The organism is Desulfosarcina alkanivorans (assembly GCF_009688945.1).
Classification (GTDB): domain Bacteria; phylum Desulfobacterota; class Desulfobacteria; order Desulfobacterales; family Desulfosarcinaceae; genus Desulfosarcina; species Desulfosarcina alkanivorans.
The window spans coordinates 3,357,583-3,380,302 of the sequence record NZ_AP021874.1 but is presented as its reverse complement, the minus strand read 5'-3'; the positions used below and the strand labels follow the sequence as shown (position 1 = coordinate 3,380,302).

At 50.2% G+C, this 22,720-nt stretch carries 22 protein-coding genes and 1 tRNA gene; 7 read left to right on the top strand and 16 right to left on the bottom strand.

The window, feature by feature from the left end; all coding sequences use genetic code 11:
* Positions 1-202: 202 nt before the first annotated feature.
* The 3 genes from DSCA_RS14945 (at position 203) to DSCA_RS14935 (ending at position 2,714) form a co-directional block, all read left to right on the top strand.
* Positions 203-276 (top strand) — tRNA-Gln (locus tag DSCA_RS14945).
* Between the two features lie 304 nt (positions 277-580).
* Positions 581-1,690 carry a ParB N-terminal domain-containing protein gene (locus DSCA_RS14940; RefSeq protein ID WP_155317184.1) on the top strand — a complete coding sequence of 370 codons (1,110 nt, stop codon included), beginning with the start codon at positions 581-583 and terminating at the stop codon, positions 1,688-1,690.
* A gap of 4 nt (positions 1,691-1,694) precedes the next feature.
* Positions 1,695-2,714, top strand: a complete 1,020-nt coding sequence (locus DSCA_RS14935) for a hypothetical protein (RefSeq protein ID WP_155317183.1) — start codon at positions 1,695-1,697, stop codon at positions 2,712-2,714.
* Here DSCA_RS14935 and DSCA_RS14930 read toward each other — a convergent pair.
* Together DSCA_RS14930 and DSCA_RS14925 are read right to left on the bottom strand one after the other, a co-directional pair.
* The gene (locus tag DSCA_RS14930; protein WP_155317182.1) at positions 2,684-3,565 is read right to left on the bottom strand and encodes a DNA adenine methylase; all 882 of its coding nucleotides are present in this window, start codon (positions 3,563-3,565) and stop codon (positions 2,684-2,686) included. The genes DSCA_RS14935 and DSCA_RS14930 overlap by 31 nt on opposite strands.
* Before the next feature lie 853 nt (positions 3,566-4,418).
* Entirely contained in the window at positions 4,419-4,847 is a 429-nt protein-coding gene (locus DSCA_RS14925; protein WP_155317181.1) for a hypothetical protein, read from the bottom strand.
* A 192-nt stretch (positions 4,848-5,039) separates the two neighbouring features.
* Here DSCA_RS14925 and DSCA_RS14920 point away from each other — a divergent pair, with 192 nt between their 5' ends.
* Positions 5,040-5,564, top strand: a complete 525-nt coding sequence (locus DSCA_RS14920) for a hypothetical protein (protein ID WP_155317180.1) — start codon at positions 5,040-5,042, stop codon at positions 5,562-5,564.
* Positions 5,565-5,910: 346 nt separating this feature from the next.
* Here DSCA_RS14920 and DSCA_RS14905 read toward each other — a convergent pair whose 3' ends face one another.
* The 14 genes from DSCA_RS14905 to DSCA_RS32590 all read right to left on the bottom strand — a co-directional run bounded on the left by DSCA_RS14905 (position 5,911) and on the right by DSCA_RS32590 (position 16,795).
* Positions 5,911-6,138: a hypothetical protein gene (locus DSCA_RS14905; protein WP_155317178.1), complete on the bottom strand. Its 228-nt coding sequence runs from the start codon at positions 6,136-6,138 to the stop codon at positions 5,911-5,913.
* Between the two features lie 27 nt (positions 6,139-6,165).
* Complete coding sequence (locus tag DSCA_RS14900) at positions 6,166-7,920, bottom strand: hypothetical protein (protein ID WP_155317177.1); 1,755 nt, start codon at positions 7,918-7,920, stop codon at positions 6,166-6,168.
* Positions 7,917-8,129 (bottom strand): hypothetical protein, encoded by a 213-nt coding sequence (locus DSCA_RS14895; protein WP_155317176.1) that lies wholly within the window; start codon positions 8,127-8,129, stop codon positions 7,917-7,919. Before DSCA_RS14895 ends, DSCA_RS14900 begins: the two co-directional genes overlap by 4 nt.
* A gap of 27 nt (positions 8,130-8,156) precedes the next feature.
* A complete protein-coding gene (locus DSCA_RS14890; RefSeq protein WP_155317175.1) occupies positions 8,157-9,218 on the bottom strand; it encodes a hypothetical protein in 1,062 nt (353 codons plus the stop codon).
* 118 nt (positions 9,219-9,336) lie between these two features.
* The gene (locus DSCA_RS14885; protein WP_155317174.1) at positions 9,337-9,819 is read right to left on the bottom strand and encodes an ORF6N domain-containing protein; all 483 of its coding nucleotides are present in this window, start codon (positions 9,817-9,819) and stop codon (positions 9,337-9,339) included.
* Entirely contained in the window at positions 9,806-10,357 is a 552-nt protein-coding gene (locus DSCA_RS14880; protein ID WP_155317173.1) for a hypothetical protein, read from the bottom strand. The genes DSCA_RS14885 and DSCA_RS14880 overlap by 14 nt, the downstream gene beginning before the upstream one ends.
* Complete coding sequence (locus tag DSCA_RS14875; RefSeq protein WP_155317172.1) at positions 10,358-11,119, bottom strand: hypothetical protein; 762 nt, start codon at positions 11,117-11,119, stop codon at positions 10,358-10,360.
* A gap of 24 nt (positions 11,120-11,143) precedes the next feature.
* Positions 11,144-11,764 carry a hypothetical protein gene (locus DSCA_RS14870; protein ID WP_155317171.1) on the bottom strand — a complete coding sequence of 207 codons (621 nt, stop codon included), beginning with the start codon at positions 11,762-11,764 and terminating at the stop codon, positions 11,144-11,146.
* A gap of 23 nt (positions 11,765-11,787) precedes the next feature.
* The gene (locus DSCA_RS14865) at positions 11,788-12,171 is read right to left on the bottom strand and encodes a hypothetical protein (protein WP_155317170.1); all 384 of its coding nucleotides are present in this window, start codon (positions 12,169-12,171) and stop codon (positions 11,788-11,790) included.
* A gap of 429 nt (positions 12,172-12,600) precedes the next feature.
* Positions 12,601-14,130: an AAA family ATPase gene (locus tag DSCA_RS14860; RefSeq protein WP_155317169.1), complete on the bottom strand. Its 1,530-nt coding sequence runs from the start codon at positions 14,128-14,130 to the stop codon at positions 12,601-12,603.
* A 77-nt stretch (positions 14,131-14,207) separates the two neighbouring features.
* The gene (locus DSCA_RS14855) at positions 14,208-14,396 is read right to left on the bottom strand and encodes a hypothetical protein (protein WP_155317168.1); all 189 of its coding nucleotides are present in this window, start codon (positions 14,394-14,396) and stop codon (positions 14,208-14,210) included.
* A gap of 188 nt (positions 14,397-14,584) precedes the next feature.
* A complete protein-coding gene (locus DSCA_RS14850) occupies positions 14,585-15,376 on the bottom strand; it encodes a hypothetical protein (RefSeq protein WP_155317167.1) in 792 nt (263 codons plus the stop codon).
* 98 nt (positions 15,377-15,474) lie between these two features.
* Positions 15,475-16,275: a tyrosine-type recombinase/integrase gene (locus tag DSCA_RS32595; RefSeq protein WP_231716497.1), complete on the bottom strand. Its 801-nt coding sequence runs from the start codon at positions 16,273-16,275 to the stop codon at positions 15,475-15,477.
* A 46-nt stretch (positions 16,276-16,321) separates the two neighbouring features.
* Positions 16,322-16,795 carry an Arm DNA-binding domain-containing protein gene (locus DSCA_RS32590; RefSeq protein ID WP_231716496.1) on the bottom strand — a complete coding sequence of 158 codons (474 nt, stop codon included), beginning with the start codon at positions 16,793-16,795 and terminating at the stop codon, positions 16,322-16,324.
* A 356-nt stretch (positions 16,796-17,151) separates the two neighbouring features.
* Here DSCA_RS32590 and DSCA_RS14840 point away from each other — a divergent pair, with 356 nt between their 5' ends.
* The 3 genes from DSCA_RS14840 to DSCA_RS14830 all read left to right on the top strand — a co-directional run bounded on the left by DSCA_RS14840 (position 17,152) and on the right by DSCA_RS14830 (position 22,020).
* Positions 17,152-17,619 carry a hypothetical protein gene (locus DSCA_RS14840; protein WP_155317166.1) on the top strand — a complete coding sequence of 156 codons (468 nt, stop codon included), beginning with the start codon at positions 17,152-17,154 and terminating at the stop codon, positions 17,617-17,619.
* Between the two features lie 58 nt (positions 17,620-17,677).
* Complete coding sequence (locus tag DSCA_RS14835; protein ID WP_155317165.1) at positions 17,678-19,651, top strand: B12-binding domain-containing radical SAM protein; 1,974 nt, start codon at positions 17,678-17,680, stop codon at positions 19,649-19,651.
* A 1,217-nt stretch (positions 19,652-20,868) separates the two neighbouring features.
* Complete coding sequence (locus tag DSCA_RS14830) at positions 20,869-22,020, top strand: hypothetical protein (protein WP_155317164.1); 1,152 nt, start codon at positions 20,869-20,871, stop codon at positions 22,018-22,020.
* Positions 22,021-22,720: the final 700 nt, after the last annotated feature.

Here is a 22,720-nt window from a genome sequence, read left to right as displayed (position 1 = left end):
AACAAATTCAAAATGTTAATATTGAAATCCCAAACCCGTGCCGAACTGCTCCTGTTTGTCATTTGAATATTGGGAATTTGGTGCTTGTGTATTGTGAATTTTTATACCCTCTGTAGTGAGACGCCCTGTTTTGCCCGCTTGCGACGGCAATTTAGACTTGACTCGCCGGCCGCTATTGTGTAAACGGGGCTCCTACCTCTGTTGGGGGATCGTCTAATGGTAGGACAGCGGACTCTGACTCCGCCAATCAAGGTTCGAATCCTTGTCCCTCAGCCAAAAGAATATCAAGGGGTTACAGAATCCAATCTGTAACCCCTTTTGTCATTTTTTGCCCCGTGTAAGCGCAGTGTAAGCAAATTCGATCAGTGTCTTAAGGGCTGGTGTGATATGGCAGTTGGTTTGAAACCAGGCGGGATTGGACTTCAAATACATTTTTAAACCAGGTTTAGTAGCTATCCGCCTAAATTGTAATGTTGACGGCTAATTAGATACTTGCTATTTCTAATTCCAACTACGTTGCTCCCATTATTCAGTAATACTGGCAAAGGTCAATACCATTATTCGTCGATTGGAGAAAAAAATGGATTTACCACTGCGTACAGCCGTTTCGACTTCACCTGATCTTTTGCGGTTTGATACGGATAACCCAAGGCTTACCGCGCAATTCGGTTTAAAAAAAGGTGCGTCGGATTTTGACGTCATCATGGCGCTTAAAAATGTGGCAGATATTGATGAGCTATTGTTGTCAATTGCTTCAAACGGATACATCATGATTGAGCCAATGATTGTAATTGGAGAGAAAGCACCATATTTAGTTTTGGAGGGGAACAGGCGCCTTGCAGCAATTAAGCTTCTAAAAAATAAAGATCTTGCCAAAAAATGCCGCATAACGATTCCTGAAATTTCTATAAATCTGGATGAACAATTAAATGAAGTGCTTGTGTACCGTGTGGCTGCTGAGAGTGAAGCCCGTGCTTTTATTGGTTTTAAGCACATAAATGGGCCACACAAATGGGACTCGTTGGCGAAGGCAAAATATGCATCAGAATGGTATCGAGAAGGAAAATCGGTTGAAGAAATTTCTAGCTTCATTGGTGACTCTTTTGCTACTGTAAAAAAAATGCTCCATGGCTGGATTGTCCTTGAGCAGGCTGAGGAAAATGGTCTGTTTACGATTGATGATCGCTATCCTACTCGTCAATTCGCTTTTTCACATTTATACGTTGCACTCACGCGTAACCAGATACGAGAATACTTGGGGCTCAATCCAAGTTTCTCAAGAACAGACATTGATGGTGCTCTTATCTCTCAGGAGAAACTTCCAGAGTTAAAAAAACTGCTGATTTGGTTGTATGGTAGTTCAAAGGATAAAATTAAACCGGTTGTTTCATCACAAAATCCGGATGTAAAAAATTTGGCGGAAGTCTTGGCCGACCAGAAGGCAACGTCAATGCTTGAGCGTAGCAATGATCTATATTTGTCGCATGCTGAACTGACTCCAGCAGAACAAATATTTGAAAAAGCCCTTTATCGGGCAGAATCGTCTGCCAAACAGGCGCTGGGAAATGTATATTCATACGCTGGCGGAAAATCTCTTTATGAGACTGCCATTGATTTGAGCAGGATCACAAAGCAGTTGACGGCAAACATGAAAATGAAGCAGGACAATATAGAAATTGATGAGGATTGACTAAATGTTAATACCGCCCCAACTTGATTTGCCTGCGACACGTTTGGCTGATTGGTTAGAGTTATATACCCTCACTACTGAATACAAAGAATGTCCTGTTGAAAAACTGCTGGATGCGATGGATATATCCGAAGACGCTTACATAGGAGATGAGACTGAAGATGTTGAAAAAGAGCAAGTTCTTGGAAGAGTTTGCAGGGAATTTGAACGCCGTGATGAGACATTAAAAGAAGCATACCCATTTAAAATTATTAGAGGCGGGACTTTTATAGAACAAAAGGAGGCGTTAAACCCTGGAATGCTTTCCTACAATTTAAGTCTGCGCATTAGTATTAAATCAACTGAAATAGTTGTTGATGGATCGCTTCCTGACATTTCTTACCAAGAGCGAAATCTTTTTCAGGCTTGTGCAAATTTAGCGGCAGCGGGTTATTTAGGAGGCCGTGTTTATGCATTTGGTTGGCCGCGCCCTGACCATACAAATCTTCTTGATGCCTTGAGATTGGTGGAACTGGAAATGGGGGGAGAGGGAGTTGTCCAGGACTTTCCTCCAGCACCCGCAAAACATGCCAAGGACGATGAGCTTGATGTCTTTGCTTGGTTGCCCCATTGCGATGGACCGGGCTGGGCATTAACGCTATGGGGGCAGGTTGCAAGCGGAAAAGATTGGTCAATCAAACCATTAAGCAGCGATAAGATAGAACAATTCCGGCGGAGATGGTATAAAAAGCCACCAGTTTTGAAACCAATAAGAGCAATGTTTGTTCCTTTCTGCTTGTTTGAGGATGAATTAGAAAAAGGGGCTGAAGCTTATAAAGAGGCTCTTTGTGATAATACGGTCCTTTATGGTATAATATTTCACCGTTGCAGGTTGCCTTGGTATATGCAAAAAGCTTATAATAACTCGATTGAAGTTGAGGGTTTGGGGATAGTTAACAAGGAAAATGTGTATGGTGAGTTGAAAGTTTGGTGGGAACAATTTAGTGAAATACTTTACACTGCAACGAAAGCAGATGCAGCGTAGCGCAATGGTTTTGGTTTGTCTTCCGGAAGATATAGTCGACGGGGGGTTATTAATAATTCAACTGCCTGTCGTTTGACTTGGGCAGAATAACGAATGTTCATCCTTTCAACTCGGCACCATGAGTAAAGTTTATGTATGCTCGGATGATCGTCATATGTTAAAACCCAAGATAATCGATCCTGTGACTTCAACCAATTGCATAATTTTTCGTGATGCTCATGTTGGTATGCATTTAAATATAGGGACCGCCCTTTTGCAACATAAGGTGGGTCCAAATATAGAAAAGGTGGTTTTGGCTGAGCTGATACTGCAGATAGAAAATCAATTGCATCCAATCCACTAAAACTAATCAATGATCGCCATTCTGACATCCGTTTTATTCGTTTAATCAAATTTTTTCTGTTAAAACGGGCATCTATTAAATAGGGGCCATCTTGATTTAGGCCACCAATGGGATTGCCTTCCAGAATCCCCGAACGATTAACACGGTTGAGAAAAAAAGTGGCAAACCCTCTTTCCAACAAATTGTATTGTTTCGGATTTTTCCAGATGGCTTTCTTTTTATACCACTCATTAACTGTAACTGGAGTGTTGGCAATTCTATCTAAGAATTTATTGGGCTGCCCAATCACAGCCAGCCAAAAATCTAAAATACGAGGATCTGCGTCATTTAAAGCGATTTTTGATACGACCCCCGCATAAAGCAGCTTAATCCCAGCCCCAGCCCCTCCCGCGAATGGCTCAGCGTATACACTACCCTCCAACCCATTAGTTTTGATTACAGCAGATAACAAGGGCGCCAGAGAAGATTTCCCTCCAGGATATCGTAAAGGTGTGAAGACAGAAGACATAAAACGATGCTATCACAATTTTAGGTGGGTGGCCACCATGTTTTAGATCAATATAGTTTCTTTATACGGTGCCCTATCAGGCTATGCTATTTAAAAGTTTACCAATATTAGATGAAAAAAAACTATTATCGTATAACCAAGATCAATTATTTGTACAGATACTGTAAGCTTGCTTGGATTTCAATATGTTTCCTTCATCATACAATCAGCCTGACTTTAAGTTAAGAGTGGATTTAAAAAACAAATAGATGATTCCCCCAATTCTACAGCGCAGAGCAGAGCAACCGGCCTGTGACTGTATATGCGATCCTATCCGGTAGGATCGCTGTTATTTCAGACAAGCGTTAACTCCCCACGGAAGACCGTCTTCGATCCATTCCGGCTCTACGATCTTCGGTTTCCGGGATTTGGTCCCGGCCATCCTTCATTTAAGTGTCTTCTATCGGCACCAAAACCAGAAAGACTCGTTCAATGGTACCAAATTCGGTACCACATTTTTCACACTTGCGGGTTCGCAGGACCTCACCGCGGTTTATGGGGGTGGTGGACTGGACAATGGTTTTTGAGTCGCAAAGCGGGCAGCGGTTGGCCTTGGTAACCCTGATCGGTCCGGAAACGGTCTGTTCGGTAATACAGTCGAACATTTCCCGGGTCTCATACCCGGCATCGCAACAATTGCACTTGCGGAAACGGAGCACGAATAGCTTATTCTTGAGGTTTTTCCGATCGTGCCCTGGGGACCGCAAATTACCACCGCACGCGAGGCATTTCATTTAGTCAGCTTTCCTGTAAGTAGCAGCGTTGGTTATGAAGGCCCCCGGGGATCCAGGGGCCGAATGATAGGTCATGAGCGTTAACCGAAACAGGCCGAATGGTGATATTCATAAGCGTAATCAGAGGTGGCCTTTCGCAATGCCTTCGCTGGTCGATCGCCCCTCGACAGGTATAGATCCATCGCCGTGACCAGGTAGCCAGCACGATCTTCCGAGTCATCATCTTTGTCAGGGGTTTTGGTCGGCGCCTCCTTTTTCGATAAGGACTCATTAATCAATGCACAAAACGCAGACCCTTTTTCATAGCTGAGCCCTTGTAGGCGCTGCCGGGTGACCATGAGGCCCTCATGGACCATGGTCATCATCGCCTGCAGTTGGGCTTCAGTGGGGCTTTTCGGCCGGTTCTCAATGACGTTGATGATGGCTCCGAGCATCTCGTGTGCTTCGGTGGCATCGAGCACGGCCGAACCGATCAGGGCTATGGTAGGGGCGGAGTGTTGGGTAGGCATGTTGATCCTCCTTTTGGTGTAAGATAAAAATCATGCCATGGCCCCTAAAAACTTGCATGTGTTGCCGAGAATGTCAATATATATTTATAATGATTTAAATGATTTATATAAAGTTTTAAAGGGATGAAGATTTCTTTATTGAACTTCAGCAGAGGAACCATTGAGAAAACCCCACATGAAGGAGGAACAACGATGAAACACTGTAATCCTTTCCTTACAATCGCAACCATCTTGCTCCTATCCGGGATCTCCCATGCCGGATGGTTCAGCAACTCGCCGACCGAAGTGGTAAAGGGCAGCACCCTCAACCTGAATGAAACCACGACCATCGGCCAGGCCTTTGACGGGGCCTTCGACAGTCCGGCATGGCAGGATTTCACGACGGACAAGGGGCAGGCCGTGGTGGAGTTCTCCGGGCGGATATCCGAGGCCACCCACCAGGCCGCCGTAAAGATGCTGGGCGAGTACTATAGCGCCTATGACCTGTACCGGTTCTGCATGGCCAATGGGGATTACAGCGATTTCAAGGGCGATGAGTCCGACATGGGCCAGCTGATCACCCATTTCATGAACACCCAATGGTGGCCGGTCGGCGCCGCGTGCACCGTCCAGTTCCTGATGAACGTGGATGGTGAGAGTTTCCAGGTCGGGGCCATGGAGTCAACGGCGTGGCGAGGGATCCCGGAAACGACCATCCTGGAAATTATTTACCAGTAAATCGTACCGATGGAGAAAATTTCAAAAAAATACGATTCCCGGAAGGCAGGCCCCGCGAACGGCTTGGAGGTGGTATTCCTTGGTGTTGATGTAGTTTTTTGTGGTTTTAATAGAACTATTAAAGGCTATAAAATCTATGCCTTCCATAAACCGATACTCGGTTATCCGTCGTTATATCCAGCCGTTGAATCGTGATTTTACCTCCAAAACCCCATGCAGGTCCCGAGCGTTCACAGTCTGAATTTACTGACCACCAATGATCGGACCGGCAAGTTCATCACCACCCATCAAAAATGACGTTGCCGGCAGGCATCGCCATTTCAGAAGGGGGCACCAGGCTGCAGATTCAAAACAGATTCACCAAATCCACATCGATCATCGGCGGGCCAGTGGTTTCGGGTCGGTCCTCATCCTGCAGCTCAAATGTTCTTTGAATATATGGCAATTCTTCAGGATAAAAACTGGATACATGGTTTTCGATAGTTTGCCTAAAGGCCTTATTACTATTTTCTCCGTCTTTGAGATTTTCGGCCAGGTCATTGAAAAATTTGTTAGCTTGAGACAGCTTATCCATGATGGACCTCCAATAAAGTAACTGTTTTCATATTTTATCCAGCGCCATGAGCATCAACAAAGTGTCGTCAAATTGAGTTGGGATATGGTATCCGCCGGCGGCCCGCTCTTTTTCACGTCGCACTGTGGCGGGGTGCTTGATTTCTTTTACCGCCGGCGCCGGGACTTGCTGGATAATCACCTGGGGCTTTGGGGCCTCGGTCTTAGTCGGGCGGATCTCTTTTGCCGACCGTTTTTCAGCCACCTTTTCAGCCTTGGGAACAGCATACCGGACCGGGGCCTCTGCCTTGGGATGAAGTTTGTCGTAAAGCCAATTACCCAGCCACCCCTCACCGCCGCCAGTCATCTTACCGATGCCGCTGTTTATCAGTTTCCCGACTCCGTACCCGCCTGCGCCGGCACCAAGCACGCCAGCTGCAGGGGCAAGGATGCTGCCAATGGTTGCCATGAGCCCGCCGCCGGTTGCTGCAGTGGTCCCGGATGCCGCTGCGCCGGCACCACCCAGGCCCAAAAGGGACCCGGCCCCCTTGCCGAACCCCAGAACGCTTTTCAGAACCCCGCCGCCGGCCTTGGCAGCCGCACCAGCGCTATTCTTGCCAAAACCAAGGAGCGATCCTATCCCGCCAATGGCCTTGCCACCTGCTTTTTTCATGAAGCCAAGGCCGCTTGAAAGAGCCTTCTTCACCCGGCCCGGGCCTTTCTTCGGCCCCTTTTTTTTGTCGGGAAAAAGCCAATCCAGGACCCCGTCGCCAGTCGCTCCACCGCTCCCAGTGCCAGAGGCCGTCACTGCCTTGATCAGCTGCCGATTCCGACGATCCGCGTTGCTGTCGGAATCTTCAATGGCGCTTTCAATATCTTTAACGCCTTCCAGGTTCTGCTCGGCAATTTCAATATGGTCTGGGTTGCCGATGCCTGCAGGCCCGACGGTTTTAGCGGTGAACCGGCCGTGCTCATCCCGCCGGCCATCTCCCTCTTCCGCTTCTGGTACCGCATCTTTCTTTTTGCCGAGTCTGGCCAGAATCGCATTGGCAAAGCGGTTGTCTTTGGTCATGTCGACGGCATCGATCATTTCCCGGACAGCGGACCACATGGGGCCACCAGCGGCCGTCCCGATGATATCGCTTTTTTCGCCATTCTGCCCGCTTCCGCCCCCCATCACCGAGTTGGCCGCGCCGAACCCGCTTCGGATGGCCCCGGTGATCATCTTGCCCAGCCGGCGGTCTTTGGATTCGTCCTGGTTTTTCGCCCGGGCCTCCACCACCTTTTCAGCGGTGGTCGACCGGGGTGCAGTCGGCTTTCCATGTTTGGCCTGGGCGCCCTTCGATGCAGTTGCCTTTTTCACGAACCGGCCCTTGGCATCGCGGGCGGGCATCGGCCGGACCGGCAGATTTCCACCCTGGGTCAGGATCTTTTCCAGCTGGGGTCTGGCCTTCCTCACGGCCGGTTCACGCCTGGTCGTTTCACGTTTCAGGACGATCGGGCGTTCGGCAGGCTGGGGCGGTTCCGGGGCAGATTCCAGCGGCAATGGCGTCGGCTGTTTTAATGTCGCAGTCCGGGTCGGTATGCTGGTTCGAGGCCTGGGCGCCATGGCGGACGCTCCCGTGCGCGCCTTTTTGGCAGAAACGCGGCCTGCAGCATAAACCGGGGCGGTCTGAGCCGGCAGGCGGCTCCCTGGGGCACGTCTGGGGTCAAAAGCATTCATCATCTCGGCCAGGCCAGCGGTGTTTTCCTCGATCATGGACAGGATGGAGAGCACTTTTTTATCCAGCACCGATGCAGTCATTGATTTCCCCCTTCCGCATCCGCATCATACAAAACTTCATCGCGCAGCATCTCTGCAGCAGCGTCAATACCGCCCTTCAGCAGGCCCATTGCGATCTGCAGTTGTGCATTGGTTGGATTTTCAGGGGTGTGCTCGATAAAATGTGTGAGCATGTCCAGCACCTCGATAGCTTTAACGCCATCGATCATTTTGTCCGCGTATGATTCCAATTTGATATCTCCTTTGATGGTAAATGTTTAGATATTGACGCTTTCAGCCAACTTCTCCACGTCGGCCACCGGCATATCTTTGGCCTTGGCAAAAGACTTGATCGCCTCCGCCTTGCTCATCTTGTCCCGGTAGACCGATAATGCCATGTGGCCCTGCAAATTGCCCAGCAATGCATCCCGCTCCGCTCTATCTGCCCTTTGCTGTTCATGTCTGGCAATCTTTTCAATTGTGGCGGCCTTCAGGTCGGATGCTGCTTTTTCTTTTTCCAGCTTTTTAAATGCGTCCACGGTTCTTGGCTCCTCCATTTTCTTTCTAAAACCCTTCTTGGCCTGCCGGTAATCCTGGAAGGCTTTTGCCGCCTTTTTCCTATCGGCGGCCTGCACGGCAGCACTCGACCGGGCGGCCGTGGCCAATTCCTTTTTCGTGAGGAACCGGTTCGCAGTCGATCGGTCATCACCAAACCCGATCCGCTCCGCCTCTTTTTCCATCTCGGCGATGATCAGGCGCTGCACAGCCGGCCCGCGCAAGGTCGCCAGCACTTTCAGAACGTGCTTGCAACAGGCGCCGGTCAGCTTCGGGTTGCGAATCTTCGGGTAGGAGTGCTCCAGTGGGGAAACGGCAAAACCACCGATAGTGGCCACGTAGCGGTACCAGAACTGGTGCCTGCCGCAATCGCAGTCGAATGAAATCCGCCCGTTCAGGATGTTCTTGGCGGCCTTGTTGAATTTCACCGTAGAGGTGAGCCAGTCCCCCCATTCCTCAAGACGAATTTTAACCTGGTGGTGGGTGAACTTGCTGTCCGGGCCGGCCGATGTCCTGAAATGTAGCAACACCCCGGACTTGGAGTTGAAAATACGGTAAAAGGTGGCGTTTCGGATCTGTTTGCGGCTTCGCTCGATATCATCGGTTCGACTGGCGGAAATCAGCTGGTCAATCCGAACACCCTTTTTCCCGAAACCAAATTCTTTCCGGGCCCGCTGCGCCTGCTTGTCGAACCGTTTCAGGTCATCCGCAGTAAAAGCGGTACCATCTGGCTTGACGCCGTAAAGCAGTGACAGCGGTGCCCCGGATGATAGGTGCTTACGCATCGCAGCTGGCGTCAGAGTCCCGGTGGCCTCACGGCGATTGGCGGTTTTTGAACGCCGAATTTGGTTAAATAGGCGTTCGAAGATTTTGAATTCAGCCTGGGTACTCTTTTTTGGCATTTTACCCGAGCCTTTCTCTTTTAATTTTTAAGGCTCTGGCGGTCTGGGCTAAAACAGCTGTAGCTTGGAGGATCATGTCAATTTCCGTTACCGGATCCGCCATCGTTGATTCCGGTGGTGTCTGCAGGAGCCGCGACCGGAAATAGCCGTCAATGAGTTTTTCCTGAACCTTCCAAGCCAGATCGTCAGTGAATGATTTCACCAGTAGCAGGTATCCGCGTTCGGTCAGTAGAAAGGCACCCTGCCTACTTGGTCTTTTAAAAGTACGAATTTCGTTAAGTTCTCGATAATTTAGGTAAAAATAATGTTTTCCTGGATGAAATTTCTTTCGATGAAAATTGAAGTTTCGGGCTGCCGTTCCTACCGGCCGTTGGTGCACCACGTCGATCATTGCAAAAGTGACCACCCGTTGCCCGTCATACTCAACCGGGGCCAATGAACCGGGGCAAGCTGGTTGATGGGAGGAAGGTTTATGCTTTCCCATCTGGAACCTCCACGGCGGCAAGCACAGGATCTGTTGATTGAACATCCAGGGTGATATTGGCGCCTGGAGGGCAGCGGATAACGATCCGGACAGTCAAGTCCCCATCATTTTCGACCTTTTGGTGCACTGTCTGGTTTTTTACCCTGTTTTTCTTCGGGATAAGACCAGCCGTGGCTTTATCATTCCTCCAGCCCTTCGCTTTCTTGTAGAACCCTGTGGTCGCTTCAATCCCGCATCCGCGGCAAAACTGCGCCACCGACCGATATGGCCCCGACATAAAATCGGCCTTGATGCATTCCCAATCAAAAGTGTCTTTTGGGGTGACTTTTTGGCCGGCGGCAGTTTGTTTTGACTGCCTGCTGGATGGCAACTTCCCTTTGACCATCCGCATGACCTTCTTGAAATACGCGAGGGACACAGTTTTATCGATTTCCGTCGACCGCATCTGGCAATATTTGGCTTGGGTTACTTTTTCCCCTTGGGCCTTGAGTTTGAGGTAGGCGCGACACTCATCTTGATAATTGATTCTCTCTGACATTTAGTCGGCCCCCTTTAAGATTGACACCCGAAAATTTGGTCGGACTTTAAAAAAATCGCGCTGCCTGTCCCGAATAGAACCCGCCAAAGTCTCAACGTTTGAATCTGCGTAGCCCACAATCCGCCGGGGGCGTGTCTGGCCAGATGATGGCATCAGCAGGCGGCTGAATTTATCGAGCAGTTGGCTACTGATTTTGAGGGGTGTGGCCAAGAACAGGACGGCTACATGCCGGTAATCAAATGCCTCGGCACTGAATAGGTTGTTCTCAGTGAAAAGCACGTCCACTTTCCCAGCATCGACTCGGCCGACAATGCGGTCTCTCTCCTTGGGCTCTGTGCCCATGGTCAAGACGGCCACCGACCGGCGTTCGAGCCAGCTACTATTTTTGCGAAAGGCATTGCACAGAACCTTGCAGTGGTCTGCATCTTCCGACAGAACAACCACAAGCCCATTACCGGTTTGGTTTTTGACATCGTCAGCAATCAAGCTGTTGCGTTCCTGATTTGAGCAAAGCTTTCTGAGCCGTTCCTTGGATTCTGTTCTTCGGCGTTCTAAACGGGCAGTGGCTTCCGGATCAGGAGCCGGAACGAACCTGGGCTCCGGGGCAGGTGGTTTGGCCGGCCGGGGCGACTGGCCGGGCTCTATGCGTATGGGTTTATCTGGCGGACCAGGGCGATAAACGTTCGCACAGTGTTCGACAACCGCTAAACGACGTTCGATCTGGCCCAATCGGTCCAATACCGCTTGTAAATTTTGATCCATGATTATTTCCCCTTTTAGTTGGTTTTACCCGTAGGTCTTATCTATCTCGCTACGGTTTAGCATTCGCGCCGTCTCAACCTGCAAATTGACTTCACAGCGCACCAGGTAGCCGTCTTTGGTCTTTTCCTTGTCCAGCGGTTGGGTCATACCAACGATCAGGCATGGTCCGTACAGTGCGTTTCGGCCGATATTGATCCAAACCGGTTGAGGGATCCGGCCGGCGCTAATCTCGCTCCAACCACTCCAAGGGACCGAATCATTAACGTTCGGAGAAAGCATTTTCTCGAGGCAACGAAGGGGTTCCATTACCTCGGCCTTTGCGTCGGCAAGGGCGTAAAATTTGACCACCAAGTTAAACTGGTGTGGTCGATTCCCTTCCCAGACTTGGGCTGACGCCAACAAGGTTTTGCTGGTGCGTCCGGTGAAGTGTTGGATTAGCCCACCCAATTTGCTGTATTTCCCGCCGATGGTGTCCTCTTCGAACGGGCTATTCCAGTTGACCTGGATCTCCTTGGTGGTGCCTTCGCCGATGACGCCAACAACGCAGGTATTGCCCTGCTTGATCCATGTTTTTAAGTAGGGGCTGACCTTCGGATCTTTGTTGCCTACAATTTTTAATCCTTGCTGGCTGTAAATAAGGGCCATGGGGTCTCCTCATGCGGTTTCAGTTAAAATGGAATGTCGTCATCCGTCCCGGGCGGAGTGTAATACTCGCTTAGATCCTCACCTTCGGGAGTTCGATGTAATGGCCTGCTATTGGATTGTTTGGCCCCCGATCCTTTCCCCGATGGTCGGTCAAAGTGCCCTTGTGCCTGAAGCTCAGCGATTACCATCCGGCGGACATAATCGGTTTCAGGTGGAGTGAGGTACATTTGGTCGAAATATTTTGTTTCGCCATCCTGTTTGGTCTGCCGTTGTGGGAATGCGATCCATAGGCCGCCGTTCGTGTTCATCAGGCGGCAATCCTTGATGGTCAGGCCGTGGTACCGCAAGTCAAAGAATCCCAGAATGGCACCACGGTCGAATGATTTGAAGTTCAGTGCTGAGATCATCCTATTCCTTTTCAAAATTGTGTTTACAACCGGCTGATAATTTTGGCCGCGCCGAAAATTATCCACCGTGCACCGATCCTATTTGTTGGTTCTGGAACCCCCCAGAGGAGGCTATTCTGGGGAGTTCCAGTTGTTGCCGCGCAGAGAGGTACAGCGGCAACTGATCGGGGTTCGCCTTTGGTGTGGCAGCCAAAGGACGATTCCCGTCTTTGGTTGTTTCCAGGGTTGGCAACAGACTTCGGTGGTCATCATTGAAAGTCTTTTAGGTTGTTGGAACAACCCCCGGAGGGCGGTCCGGGGGCGTTCCAGTTTTTCCGTCGGCGGGGTGACGGAAAATTGTGTATCCTTTTTGTGTGTATCCATCGTCTCCCTTTGTATCCTTTTGTCTCCTTTGCCCCATCCCTAACCGTCTCCCTTTGTATCCCCCCCCTAAAGGGGGGATACGAAAGGAGACGGTGACAGGGGAGACGGCAGCACGTATGGTCCGTCCACCCGGATAACGCCTTTCTCGATCATTGATTTTTTCGTTTTGTAAAATGACTGGCGGTTCATTCCGGCAGATTTGCAGGCCGAACTCCAATCATCCAATAGCACCCGGGCAGACTCAGGATCGCGGCCGGAGTTCTCGACGTTTACGCGGTGGGCCTGGTAAAGTCTGCTGAGCAGATGTAGACTGAGAGATTGATTTTTCCCCAGGCCGGCGTTCGGTGATGGATCCTCCGAAGTCTCATTGTCTACCTGCCGGAGCACCACGCTCGAGATTTCATTGCCATCGTCATCCTGGATCCCGAGTTCGGCCACCGAAAGCTTGAATGCCATGGGAGCCGGGTATCCTGCGTCCTTCATTTTTGTTGCCTCAAACCTGATAATTCCGAATCCATCCTTCTCCATTCGATATTCTGAATCGATGGCGCCTCGTAATGCTGAGTTGCCACGGCCACGGTTTTTATCGATCACTCCGGAATGATGGATTAGCCCAACCGCGGAATTATATAATTCTCGAATGCGATCCGCCGCTGCTATTGCCCGCGTCATATCTGAGGTGCTGTTTTCGTCTCCCAGCCCAAAGTTTCGAGCAAGGGTATCGATGATGATCAGGACCGGTGGACCGGCTGTATCGGCGACTTCGGATATCACTCTCAGCACAAAATCAATGGAACCGTCGTTGCACAAGCCAATGGGGGCAGTTGAGACGTATATGGGGGCGCCCCCCAAAGGCATATGGTTGACTATCGACCACGCCCCGAACCGCCGTCTGATACCGCTTTGACCTTCGCCGGCAATGTAAATCACCGGCCCCTGTTTAACCTCCAACCCATGGAATGGGGTGCCCGTGCCCACACAAGACAATAGCGCCGTGGCGAGCAATGATTTGCAGGACTCCGGAGCCCCGAAAATCGAAAATAAGGTGTCAGCCTCAAGGATTGAGTCAACTATGTATTTGGGTGTGGTGATTTCCATCGAGTCAATCGGTAGCAGTTGGAACTGCCGGCATGAGCACTGTTGGTTATTATGATTGTTCGCGGCTTCGGAAAGGACCCGATAAGCAAACTCATCGATACCCTCGGTGCCATCCCCAGGCTTCAGGGCTTTTTGCATAATCTTGTTGCCGGCAGCGACATAACGGCGATCACGAGCCAGGCTTGAGACCTTCGAAGCATAGTACACATTCGAACTCGGAACTGGGCAACTGAGCGTCAACCCTTTGATATATGCTGCCCCACCGGCCTTTTCGAGCTGGTCATCCTCTTTTAGGGCCAATACTGTTGAGGCGGTGTCACGAGGTTCGCCCTTCAAAAAAAGGGAATGGATTTTACCGGCAATGGTCTGGAGTTTCGTTGAAAAAAAATTGTTAGGAGAGACAATATCAAAAATTGGGCCTGCCGAATCATGCTGCGTAAGCAAAGCAACGATGAGCGACTCTTCGTGCTCCTCACTGTGTGGTAATACAATTTCCATGTCCCCGCCCTTGCTGTTCAGTCAACTGCCGCCCTGCCATTCGAATTTAAAGTTCGACACTTTGCCGCCCCGGCCATCTATTTGGCTTGGTTAAGAACTTTGGCCAGTGCTTCAGTCGACCACAGAAGACGGCCATTTGGAAGTTTTTTTGGAACGATTCCAAGGTATTGGCCGTTGACGCAGTAGCTGCGGCGGGCGGTCGCTGGCTTTACGCCAAGTGATTTAGCGAATGGTCCGGTTGCGATGAACTTTACGGGGGTTTGCATGGCGGCTCCTTCAATGTTTTTTGGGGTTGTTGTTTACAAAACAATCCAAATGAGTTGAACTTACCGCCATCTTGGATGTTGATATCGGGCTTGTAAATAGGGGAGGGGGGTAGGGGCAGACAAAATGCATTCTGTCTGTGGGCACCGTGGACAAAATGCATTATGTCCACGGTGAGAGGTGGGGTTTATTACTTTATAGGCGTTCCGGCCTTCTTCAAGTACCGTTGTAAAGTTTTTAACGATGGAACGTTGTCGTCACCATATTTCATAATCCAACGTGCCTGAAGCTCTTCCATCTTGTCCTTTATTTCATGTAAACGTTTTAAAATTCCCTTGGGTATTGAATTATACAGTTCAACGGCGTATTCCTGCCGTTCCGCAGCTTTGGTTGAACTCCTTCGGGATGGTGATAATTGGCTATCATATTGATTTGTTTGTTCAACCGATGTTGCTCCTATTTGCCCAGCTGAATACAGTATTTTACTCATTGAAAAATCGATCTGCTGCATAATTTTGCCATTGATGCCCTCATAATTTTTATCAGGGATCAAATTATGGAAAAGCCGATAAAGCACAGATGAGTACATGACTGTCTTTTCAAACCGCTTCCAGTATCCATCGGGAAGCGGTTCTGTAATGTTACAATCGAAATCCAGGTCCATCATTTCCTGAAGTGCTTGTAATGCGAAATCATCATCATTGCGGACTTCAAGCAACCTGTTCATGTACTCCACTAATTTTGGATTAGAGGCAAAATGATTTTCCAATGGTAAAAGTGAGTCCAACTCTTTTGGTTTAATATTTTGATTCGACAGAGCAATCTCTTTATAGTTCGATGTAACCTTTTTTTGTTTAGCGTGCACTCTTTGTAAGGTTGCGGATGCGCAAAGGGCTGTTGCGTCACTCAGAAATAAAACTTTTTTTAGATTCAAGGAAGGATCAACAGAATCATCACCAGCAATCCAATCATTCAATCCCATCTGCCATCTCCTGTCACAGCACCTGGTTTATGAAATCGGGGAAGGCCGGCCAGGATACCGGCTTTTCGGGCTGCAGTTCCCTATCCCCAAAATTTGGTTTATGCTTTTTTAACCACTCTCAATCCGGTTTCCCCGGCTGCCGGTTGTTCGATGCCGGCCTGTTCGAGTATCCAGGCCTCAATCTTTACATGCCACAAACGTAAGAGATCCAGCGGCCGGCGCCGGTAATGTTTTTCGGCAATGGCTGAAGGCTTGTGGCCCATGATTTGGGCAACCACCCCGACCGGGCACTCCACCCATTCGGAGAGGGTTCCAAAGGACCGCCGTAGGCCATGGATGGTCAATCGATCAATGCCGGCTTTATCGAGGCAAATATTATGGGTACGCCGCGGTTCCTCGATCCTTCCGGACTTGGCCTTCGGGCTTGAGAATACCCATTTGTTTTGCCGCGGCAACGGTGAAAGGAGGGTGGCCAAATAAGGTGTCAAAGGAATAGTTCGTTCACCTTCAACCTTGTCGTGGATGGTGAGGGATCGCCATTTAAAGTCTACATCCTCCCACCGCAAACCGGCCAATTCTCCCCGCCGAGCGCCGGTTAAAAGCAACGCCTGTAGGTATGCGGATATGATCGGGTTCTTGTAATCGCGGACAGTCTTGAACCATACCGCCAATTGTTCCCGTTGGAGGCAGTCGTTACGTGGTTCCTGTTTTGGGATGTGTTCTTTTTTGATTCGGGGGCTGCAAGCATCCGGCGCTGCAAGATCTTTATAATCTGGATGGCTGTTACACCAATTGACGAAAGTCCGGAGCAAATTGAAAGCAAGCCGTGTGCGGGCTGCACGTTTGGTCGCTTCCGCCTTCGCCCATGCTTCCACCTTCTTGGGGGTCAGTCTGGTCAATTTCAAGGGCATCAGTTCGGCCAGCGGCCCCGGTTTGATTTTTTTCTTACCCCGTTTGGCATCTTGGCCCCCCCTTTGGGCAAGAACCTGGTGATCCTTTAAATGACGGACACTCCATTTTTTTTTTCCGATCCTCGATATAAACTGCCCAGGCATCGGAAACGGTCACTTCTTGTCGGATTGTCTCTGTCTGTTTGGCCACCAGTTCGGCCAAGCGCTTAAGTTTTTCGTCGCGAGGGTCAATGCCCTGGTCAATCATCGATCTAAGCCGCCGGGCCTCTTGACGCGCGCCGGGTATTTCACTATCATTCGAATCGATAACCCATGCCCTGCAATCACCAATTTTCAGGCGAACCGTGGTCCCCGAAAATAATCTTCCCTGAAAAATAAAAACCTTGGCCGTGGCCGTGGCACGAACACCCAACCCAGGGACTTCCGAATCCCACAGAAAGGATTGTTGGGAGCCTGCTGGACATTTAAAATCTTGGACCCTGCCGGCCGTCAATTTGATCCGTGCCACACTGCTGCCTCCCTTGCTTACATAGTCTGAATGGTTGTCGTGTAAGCACTATGTAAGCAGATTCGATCAGGTTTTGTCAATTGAAATACATGACAAGATGAATCGAAAGGCTTATAAGTTTTTGAAAACACGTAATAAAAACCTTTTTTATACATATGTTTCAATACCGATCAATGCTATGTTTTGGGTATGTTTTGCGGACTCTGACTCCGCCAATCAAGGTTCGAATCCTTGTCCCTCAGCCAAAAGAATATCAAGGGCTTATGGCAATCGCTGTAAGCCCTTTGTTATTTTCCCGACCCAGATTTGACGGTTTTGTTTTTTACAGGTAGGTTTCCCTTAAAAAGGAGGCTATCATGCGCAACCCCAAACTTTGCCATATGTGGACCGATGCCAACCTGCTCGTCGGTATTGCCCTGGTGCTGACGTTGACCGGGTGTATGACGCATTACGGTCATTTCTCCCTGGATGCCCGGGTGAGACAGGCCTTTCAGGCCGGTTCGGTTCAACCCGAATTTCAATATTACTACACGGGCAGAGAGACCATGCCCTATGCCATTATCGGAATTGACCGTGGCTATACGGTTCCCTCGCGGTATTGGATCCCTTTTTCGCCCCGGCCGGACCAGCTCAAGGCGATGAGCGCGAACATTTACAGGGAGATCCGGGATTTGCCTTATGGGGCCTATATCCTGGACCCTGCCGGGCAAACCATCGGCATCTGGTACTCGAATGTTTTCAACAGGAATGTAACGGTGGATCAAGCCCGCCGGAAGGTTCAGGTGCTATACAAAAATCCGGAAAACAAAGATCGGCCCCGATGACCGGAAGCCTGAAATGGTCTTTCCTCCTAACACGATAATATTAAGGTAAACGCTCCTGATGAAATCGATCTATTTCCTCAGTTTCAACATGATTTCATTTGTGCCCTATGCGTTCGGTTTTTTAAAAAGTTATGCCGAACAGGATTCCGGGATCACCGCCGCCTATCACTGGCACCCGCCCTTGACCACGCCGGAACCGGTGGATACGGTAGTGTCGCGGATTGTGGACCCGGACCTTTTATGCCTTTCCTGTTATGTCTGGAACCACAACCAGCAGATGAAAATTGCCCGGCGGGTGAAAGCCCGATATCCGGATTGCCTGGTGGTCTGCGGCGGGCCGCATGTCCCCGAACAACCCGGGGATTTTTTTTCACGGTTCCCCCAGGCCGACGTCCTCGTGCACGGTGAAGGGGAGATTCCCTTTGCCCGCCTTTTGCTGGAACTGCTGGCAGAAAAACCGGATCTTGAACGATTGGAAGGGATCTCCTTCAACCGATCGGGACGCCTCGTCACCACCCCTATGGGCCCCCGGCTGGGCAAGGACCTGCCGGTTCCCAGCCCTTATCTGAACGGCTGCCTCGATGATTTTCTCGGTGAGTCCAACGGCGGAAAAATTGCCCTGTGGGAAACCAACCGGGGGTGTCCGTTTGCCTGCTGCTTCTGCGACTGGGGCGTGCGTACCAAAAACAAGGTCCGCCTGCATTCCATGGAGCGGGTGGCCCGGGAGATTAATTACATGGCCGGCAGGGGGGTCGCGGACATCTATGTTACGGATTCCAATTTCGGCCTGTTCAAAAGAGATCTCGAGATTGCCCGGCTCCTGGTCGATGCGCGCCTTCGAACCGGTTTTCCCAAACGCGTGCGCATTCAGTTTGCCAAAACCTCCAATGACACCGTGTTTGCCATCAGCCGGCTGTTGTTTGAAAACGATATGCTCTGGGGGACGACCCTGTCCATGCAGAGCGTGGACGTGGATGTGCTGGCGGCGGTGAGCCGGCCCCACGGCGACATCGGCATGTATGCCGAACTGAAAAACCGATACCAGCGTCACCAGATCCCCACCTATACGGAACTGATCCTGGGGCTGCCCAAAGAGACCCGGGATTCTTTTGTGGGCGGCATCTGCCGGCTTCTGGAAATCGGTATGCACGACGACCTCCGGGTTTTTGAGCTGGCCCTTCTGCCCAATGCGCCCCTGAGCCAGCCGGGCATGCGCGAGCAGTATGGACTCGATACCCGGTTCAAGCCCATCCGGCTGACCCCTCCGGGTTTTGAAAGAGAAGTCGTCGAGCTGGTTTTCGGCACCGGCAGCATGCCCCACGACGACTGGGCCTACTGCCTGATTTTTGCCGAAATGATCCAGGCGCTTCACAACGGTGGCTTCACCCGGTTCGTCGCCATCTACCTGCACCGTGAAGGGCTGTTGTCCTACCGGCATTTCTATGAGGGGCTGCTCGATTGGATGACGGCCGATCCTGGTGGCAGCGGGCGGGGGGTCGTGCGCCTAAAAAAACTGATCGCCGATTACCGACAAAACCCGGACATGCCCCAGGTCAACCGCATCCTCACCCAGCCGGACATGCTCGAGCTCCTGCGGCGCTACCATCCGACCCGCAAGGGCTGGCCCTTGTGGACCTGGCTGTGGCTGAGTATCGGCGAAAACCGGGATGAATTTTATTCTTCGGTTGCCGATTTTCTTAGTTTACAGGGCATCGAACCCGGTCCACTGATGGAAGACCTGCTGCACTACCAGCAGGCGATCATGCTGACACCGGAATATGATCCCCGGCGCGGCAAGGCCGTGTCCTGCCGCTACAACTGGCAGGATTACTTTTTTGAAGCCGCCGATCTCAAGGCGATGGAAACCAACCTTTTTTATCGTGACACCCACATGGGACCCGGCCGTCAATACCCCCTTGTCGCCGGTGACCGGCAGGCCTTTGTGACGGCCGCCATCGGCTATTCCTACCCCTATTCGAAGTTCAGGCATTTTTTTCATCAACCCGATTGTCGGGAAAAAAATTCAGAATAAAGTAGGAGCGGCTTCCAGCCGCGAATAGGCCGTCGGATCATGATCGCGGCTGGAAGCCGCTTCTACGATATCCAGGGGTTGGGTGCAGCGTGGATCATGGGATAAGTAAATGGCGGTCCGGCATAAAGACAGGAGGGACATGCCCAGGAAAATCAGTCCGTCATCGCCCACAGTTTCTGTAAATGATTAACGGGGAAAATGGCGACATCGGTTCTTTTTTGGACCGTTTCGCCGCCATAAACCAAGCCGCTGCCACGGGGGATATGATCTGGAAAAACCTTGGTAAAATGATTCAGAGCTTTTATCTAAAAAAGGTGTAATTTGCGGCTTCAACTTTAAAATTGCACCTTTTTGCTTGCTTTCGCTGCAGCGGTCCCTGGGCTTTCACGATGGTCCGACCCACTTGAAAACGACAACCACTGAATGACCCGCCTGCAACTCCCGAGGTTGGAGGTCGATCCCGATCTCATATCACATATCCCCCCCCCTCACCCTGTCCCTCTCCCCCAAGGGGGCGAGGGGACGCGGTCACTATTTTGGGAATGAGGCTGGATTTTCTGGCAAGGGTTTTATCGTTCACTGTTCACGAATCACCGTTCCCCAATCCCCCAATCCCCCAATCCCTAAATCCCTAAATCCGGAATCCGTTCCCCGGTCATCGGTCCTCCGACCCCCGTCTGTCTCTGAACGTCCCTTAAGCCCGAAAATCCCATTTAATCTAATTATATGTAATTAGGCATATAAATAATTATTTAATGATCACGGGAGGGCCTTTTGTCGCAACGTACCAATATCTGGGCAAAAATGAAAAAAATGGCCCATGATGTGGTGGTGTTTCCCGTCGGCGGTGTGTCTGCGGCCACTGGGGAACGGGATATCAACCGTTTCCCAGAGGTAAAAACCCTTGACAGGGGTGGGCCCCGCTGTTAAAAATTCTTTAAATTATTAGGTCTATAGGTGCCGGTAGGCGATTATTGTCCTTAAATTCAATAGCTTTACCCGGCACCGTGTTCTTGCAAAACCTGCTTCATCAGTACAAATTCAAGTATTTTAAGGTTTCGGGTTTTCGATCCTTCGCTGAAAACCTGAAATTTTAAGATAAATTACGACGCGAAAGGAGGTGGTTGGGGAGCGACGCAGTACCCGTATCACGCATTTCGATGACAATTATTAGGTTGCAGTAAATCAAGATTAAACGCGTTAAGGAGAAGATTAAGATGAAAAAACTGTTTATTATTTTTGCCATTCTCTGCCTGGCCGCACCGGCCATGGCTGCCGACTGGAACTTTTACGGCAGCGCCCGTTTCGCCACTTTCTGGAATGATGTGGATCCTGATAAAGACGGCGTTGACAGTGACGAAGATCTTACATGGGCCCAGCAGGGCAACAGCCGCATCGGTGCCACCGTCAAGTTCAACGACCAGATCGGCGGTGGTTTCGAAATGAGCGACAGCTTCGGCAAACGTAAACTCTATGGTACCTATACCTTCGGCAACGGAAGCCAGCTGCTCATCGGCCAGACTTACACCCCCAGTGCATTGTTCTACTCCAACAGCGTCTACGACGGTGACGGCGACCTGCTGGGTGCTGGTGAATTCTACGAAGGCCGTCTGCCCATGATCCAGTGGAAAATGGGTAACTTCAAACTGGCTTTGATTGAGCCGAACACGAGTGGCGAGGCCGGTAAATATGCAAAAAAAGCTATGGCCGACTTTTTAGACGATGACGCTATTGATCCTGATCTTGCAGCTGCTTTGGATATCATTGATATTGATTATGACGCTCTTGCGGACGAACTCGGAATCGATGTCGATACCAGCTTGCCGAAGATTGAAGTCGGTTACGCGTTCAAGTCAGACGCATTTTTTGCTGACGTCTTTGCCGGCTACCAGACTTATGAAATTGAATTGGACGATGAAAGCGTTGATGTGGACTCCTACGTGATCGGCGGTGGTGCAGGAGCCAACTTTGGTGCTTTTTTTGTAAAGGCTGGTGTTCACTTTGGTCAGAACCTTGGCAACTATGGTGCTTATGATCCTAAGTTCAATGGTAAAGCGTTGGCTGACGATATGAGCATAGATGACGACCTTAAGGAACTGGATTCCGACAGCCTGGGTTATCTGGCAGTAGTTGGTTTCAACGCTTCCGAAATGCTGACCTTTGAAGCTGGTTATGGCTATGAAGAAGCTGAAGTGGATGAAAGTGACAACACCACGGAAAGAACTCAATACTACCTCAACTGCACCGTGAACGTCGCTCCGGGTTTCTTTATCGTCCCGGAAGTTGGCATGATTACTTATGAAGATGAGGTAACAGAGCCGGAGCCAGAGACCTTCTACGTGGGTGCCAAATGGCAGATTAACTTCTAGTCGCCGCTTTGCGGAAACATTAGAAGCATAAACCAAAACAAAAAACCCGGGGCTTCGGTCCCGGGTTTTTTATTTAGGGCTTGGATCTGCAATGCTCCTCATCTAATTTGTTTCGGGTGTATTACATTCTATCCGGTTTCCTTTGTTCTTTCCGGTGTTAAAGCTTAAATTCGTGTTTAACCCTGGTTCTCTTAGTGTGTATCAATTCAAACTGCGGACAGTTGTAACCCTACAACGCAACTTAGTGTGTTTTAAAAAGTTCACGCATACGCCGTCGTCGATGTGACAGATAGGCGCGATGATTCCGAGTTTGTATCCAAATACCCTGATCGAGAAGGCTGTCAAGGGTATGCCGCTTCATTGGCAAAACAAAGTTGATAAGGACCCTAAGCTGCGACAGCGTAATAGATGGTGCTTTTTTTCCCATCCTGATTTTCAGGTGCCAGAGGAAAAATGTGCCAGCCTGAAAATTTACGGACTTCGTAGTGATCAATACCCAACTCGGTTTTAGCCTCCTCAAAACACTGCTCGATTGCCCATCCCAGACCACTTAGCCACACAAGGACTTTCAATCTTGTGCTTGATGACGCGTTGCTGATGAATTAACTGTATTGCGGATCATCGCCAAGGGCCAAGGATACGGCGGATCAGCAACCAGACGGTTTTCCGGGGAAGACCGTCGGCCGATAATACAATCCGG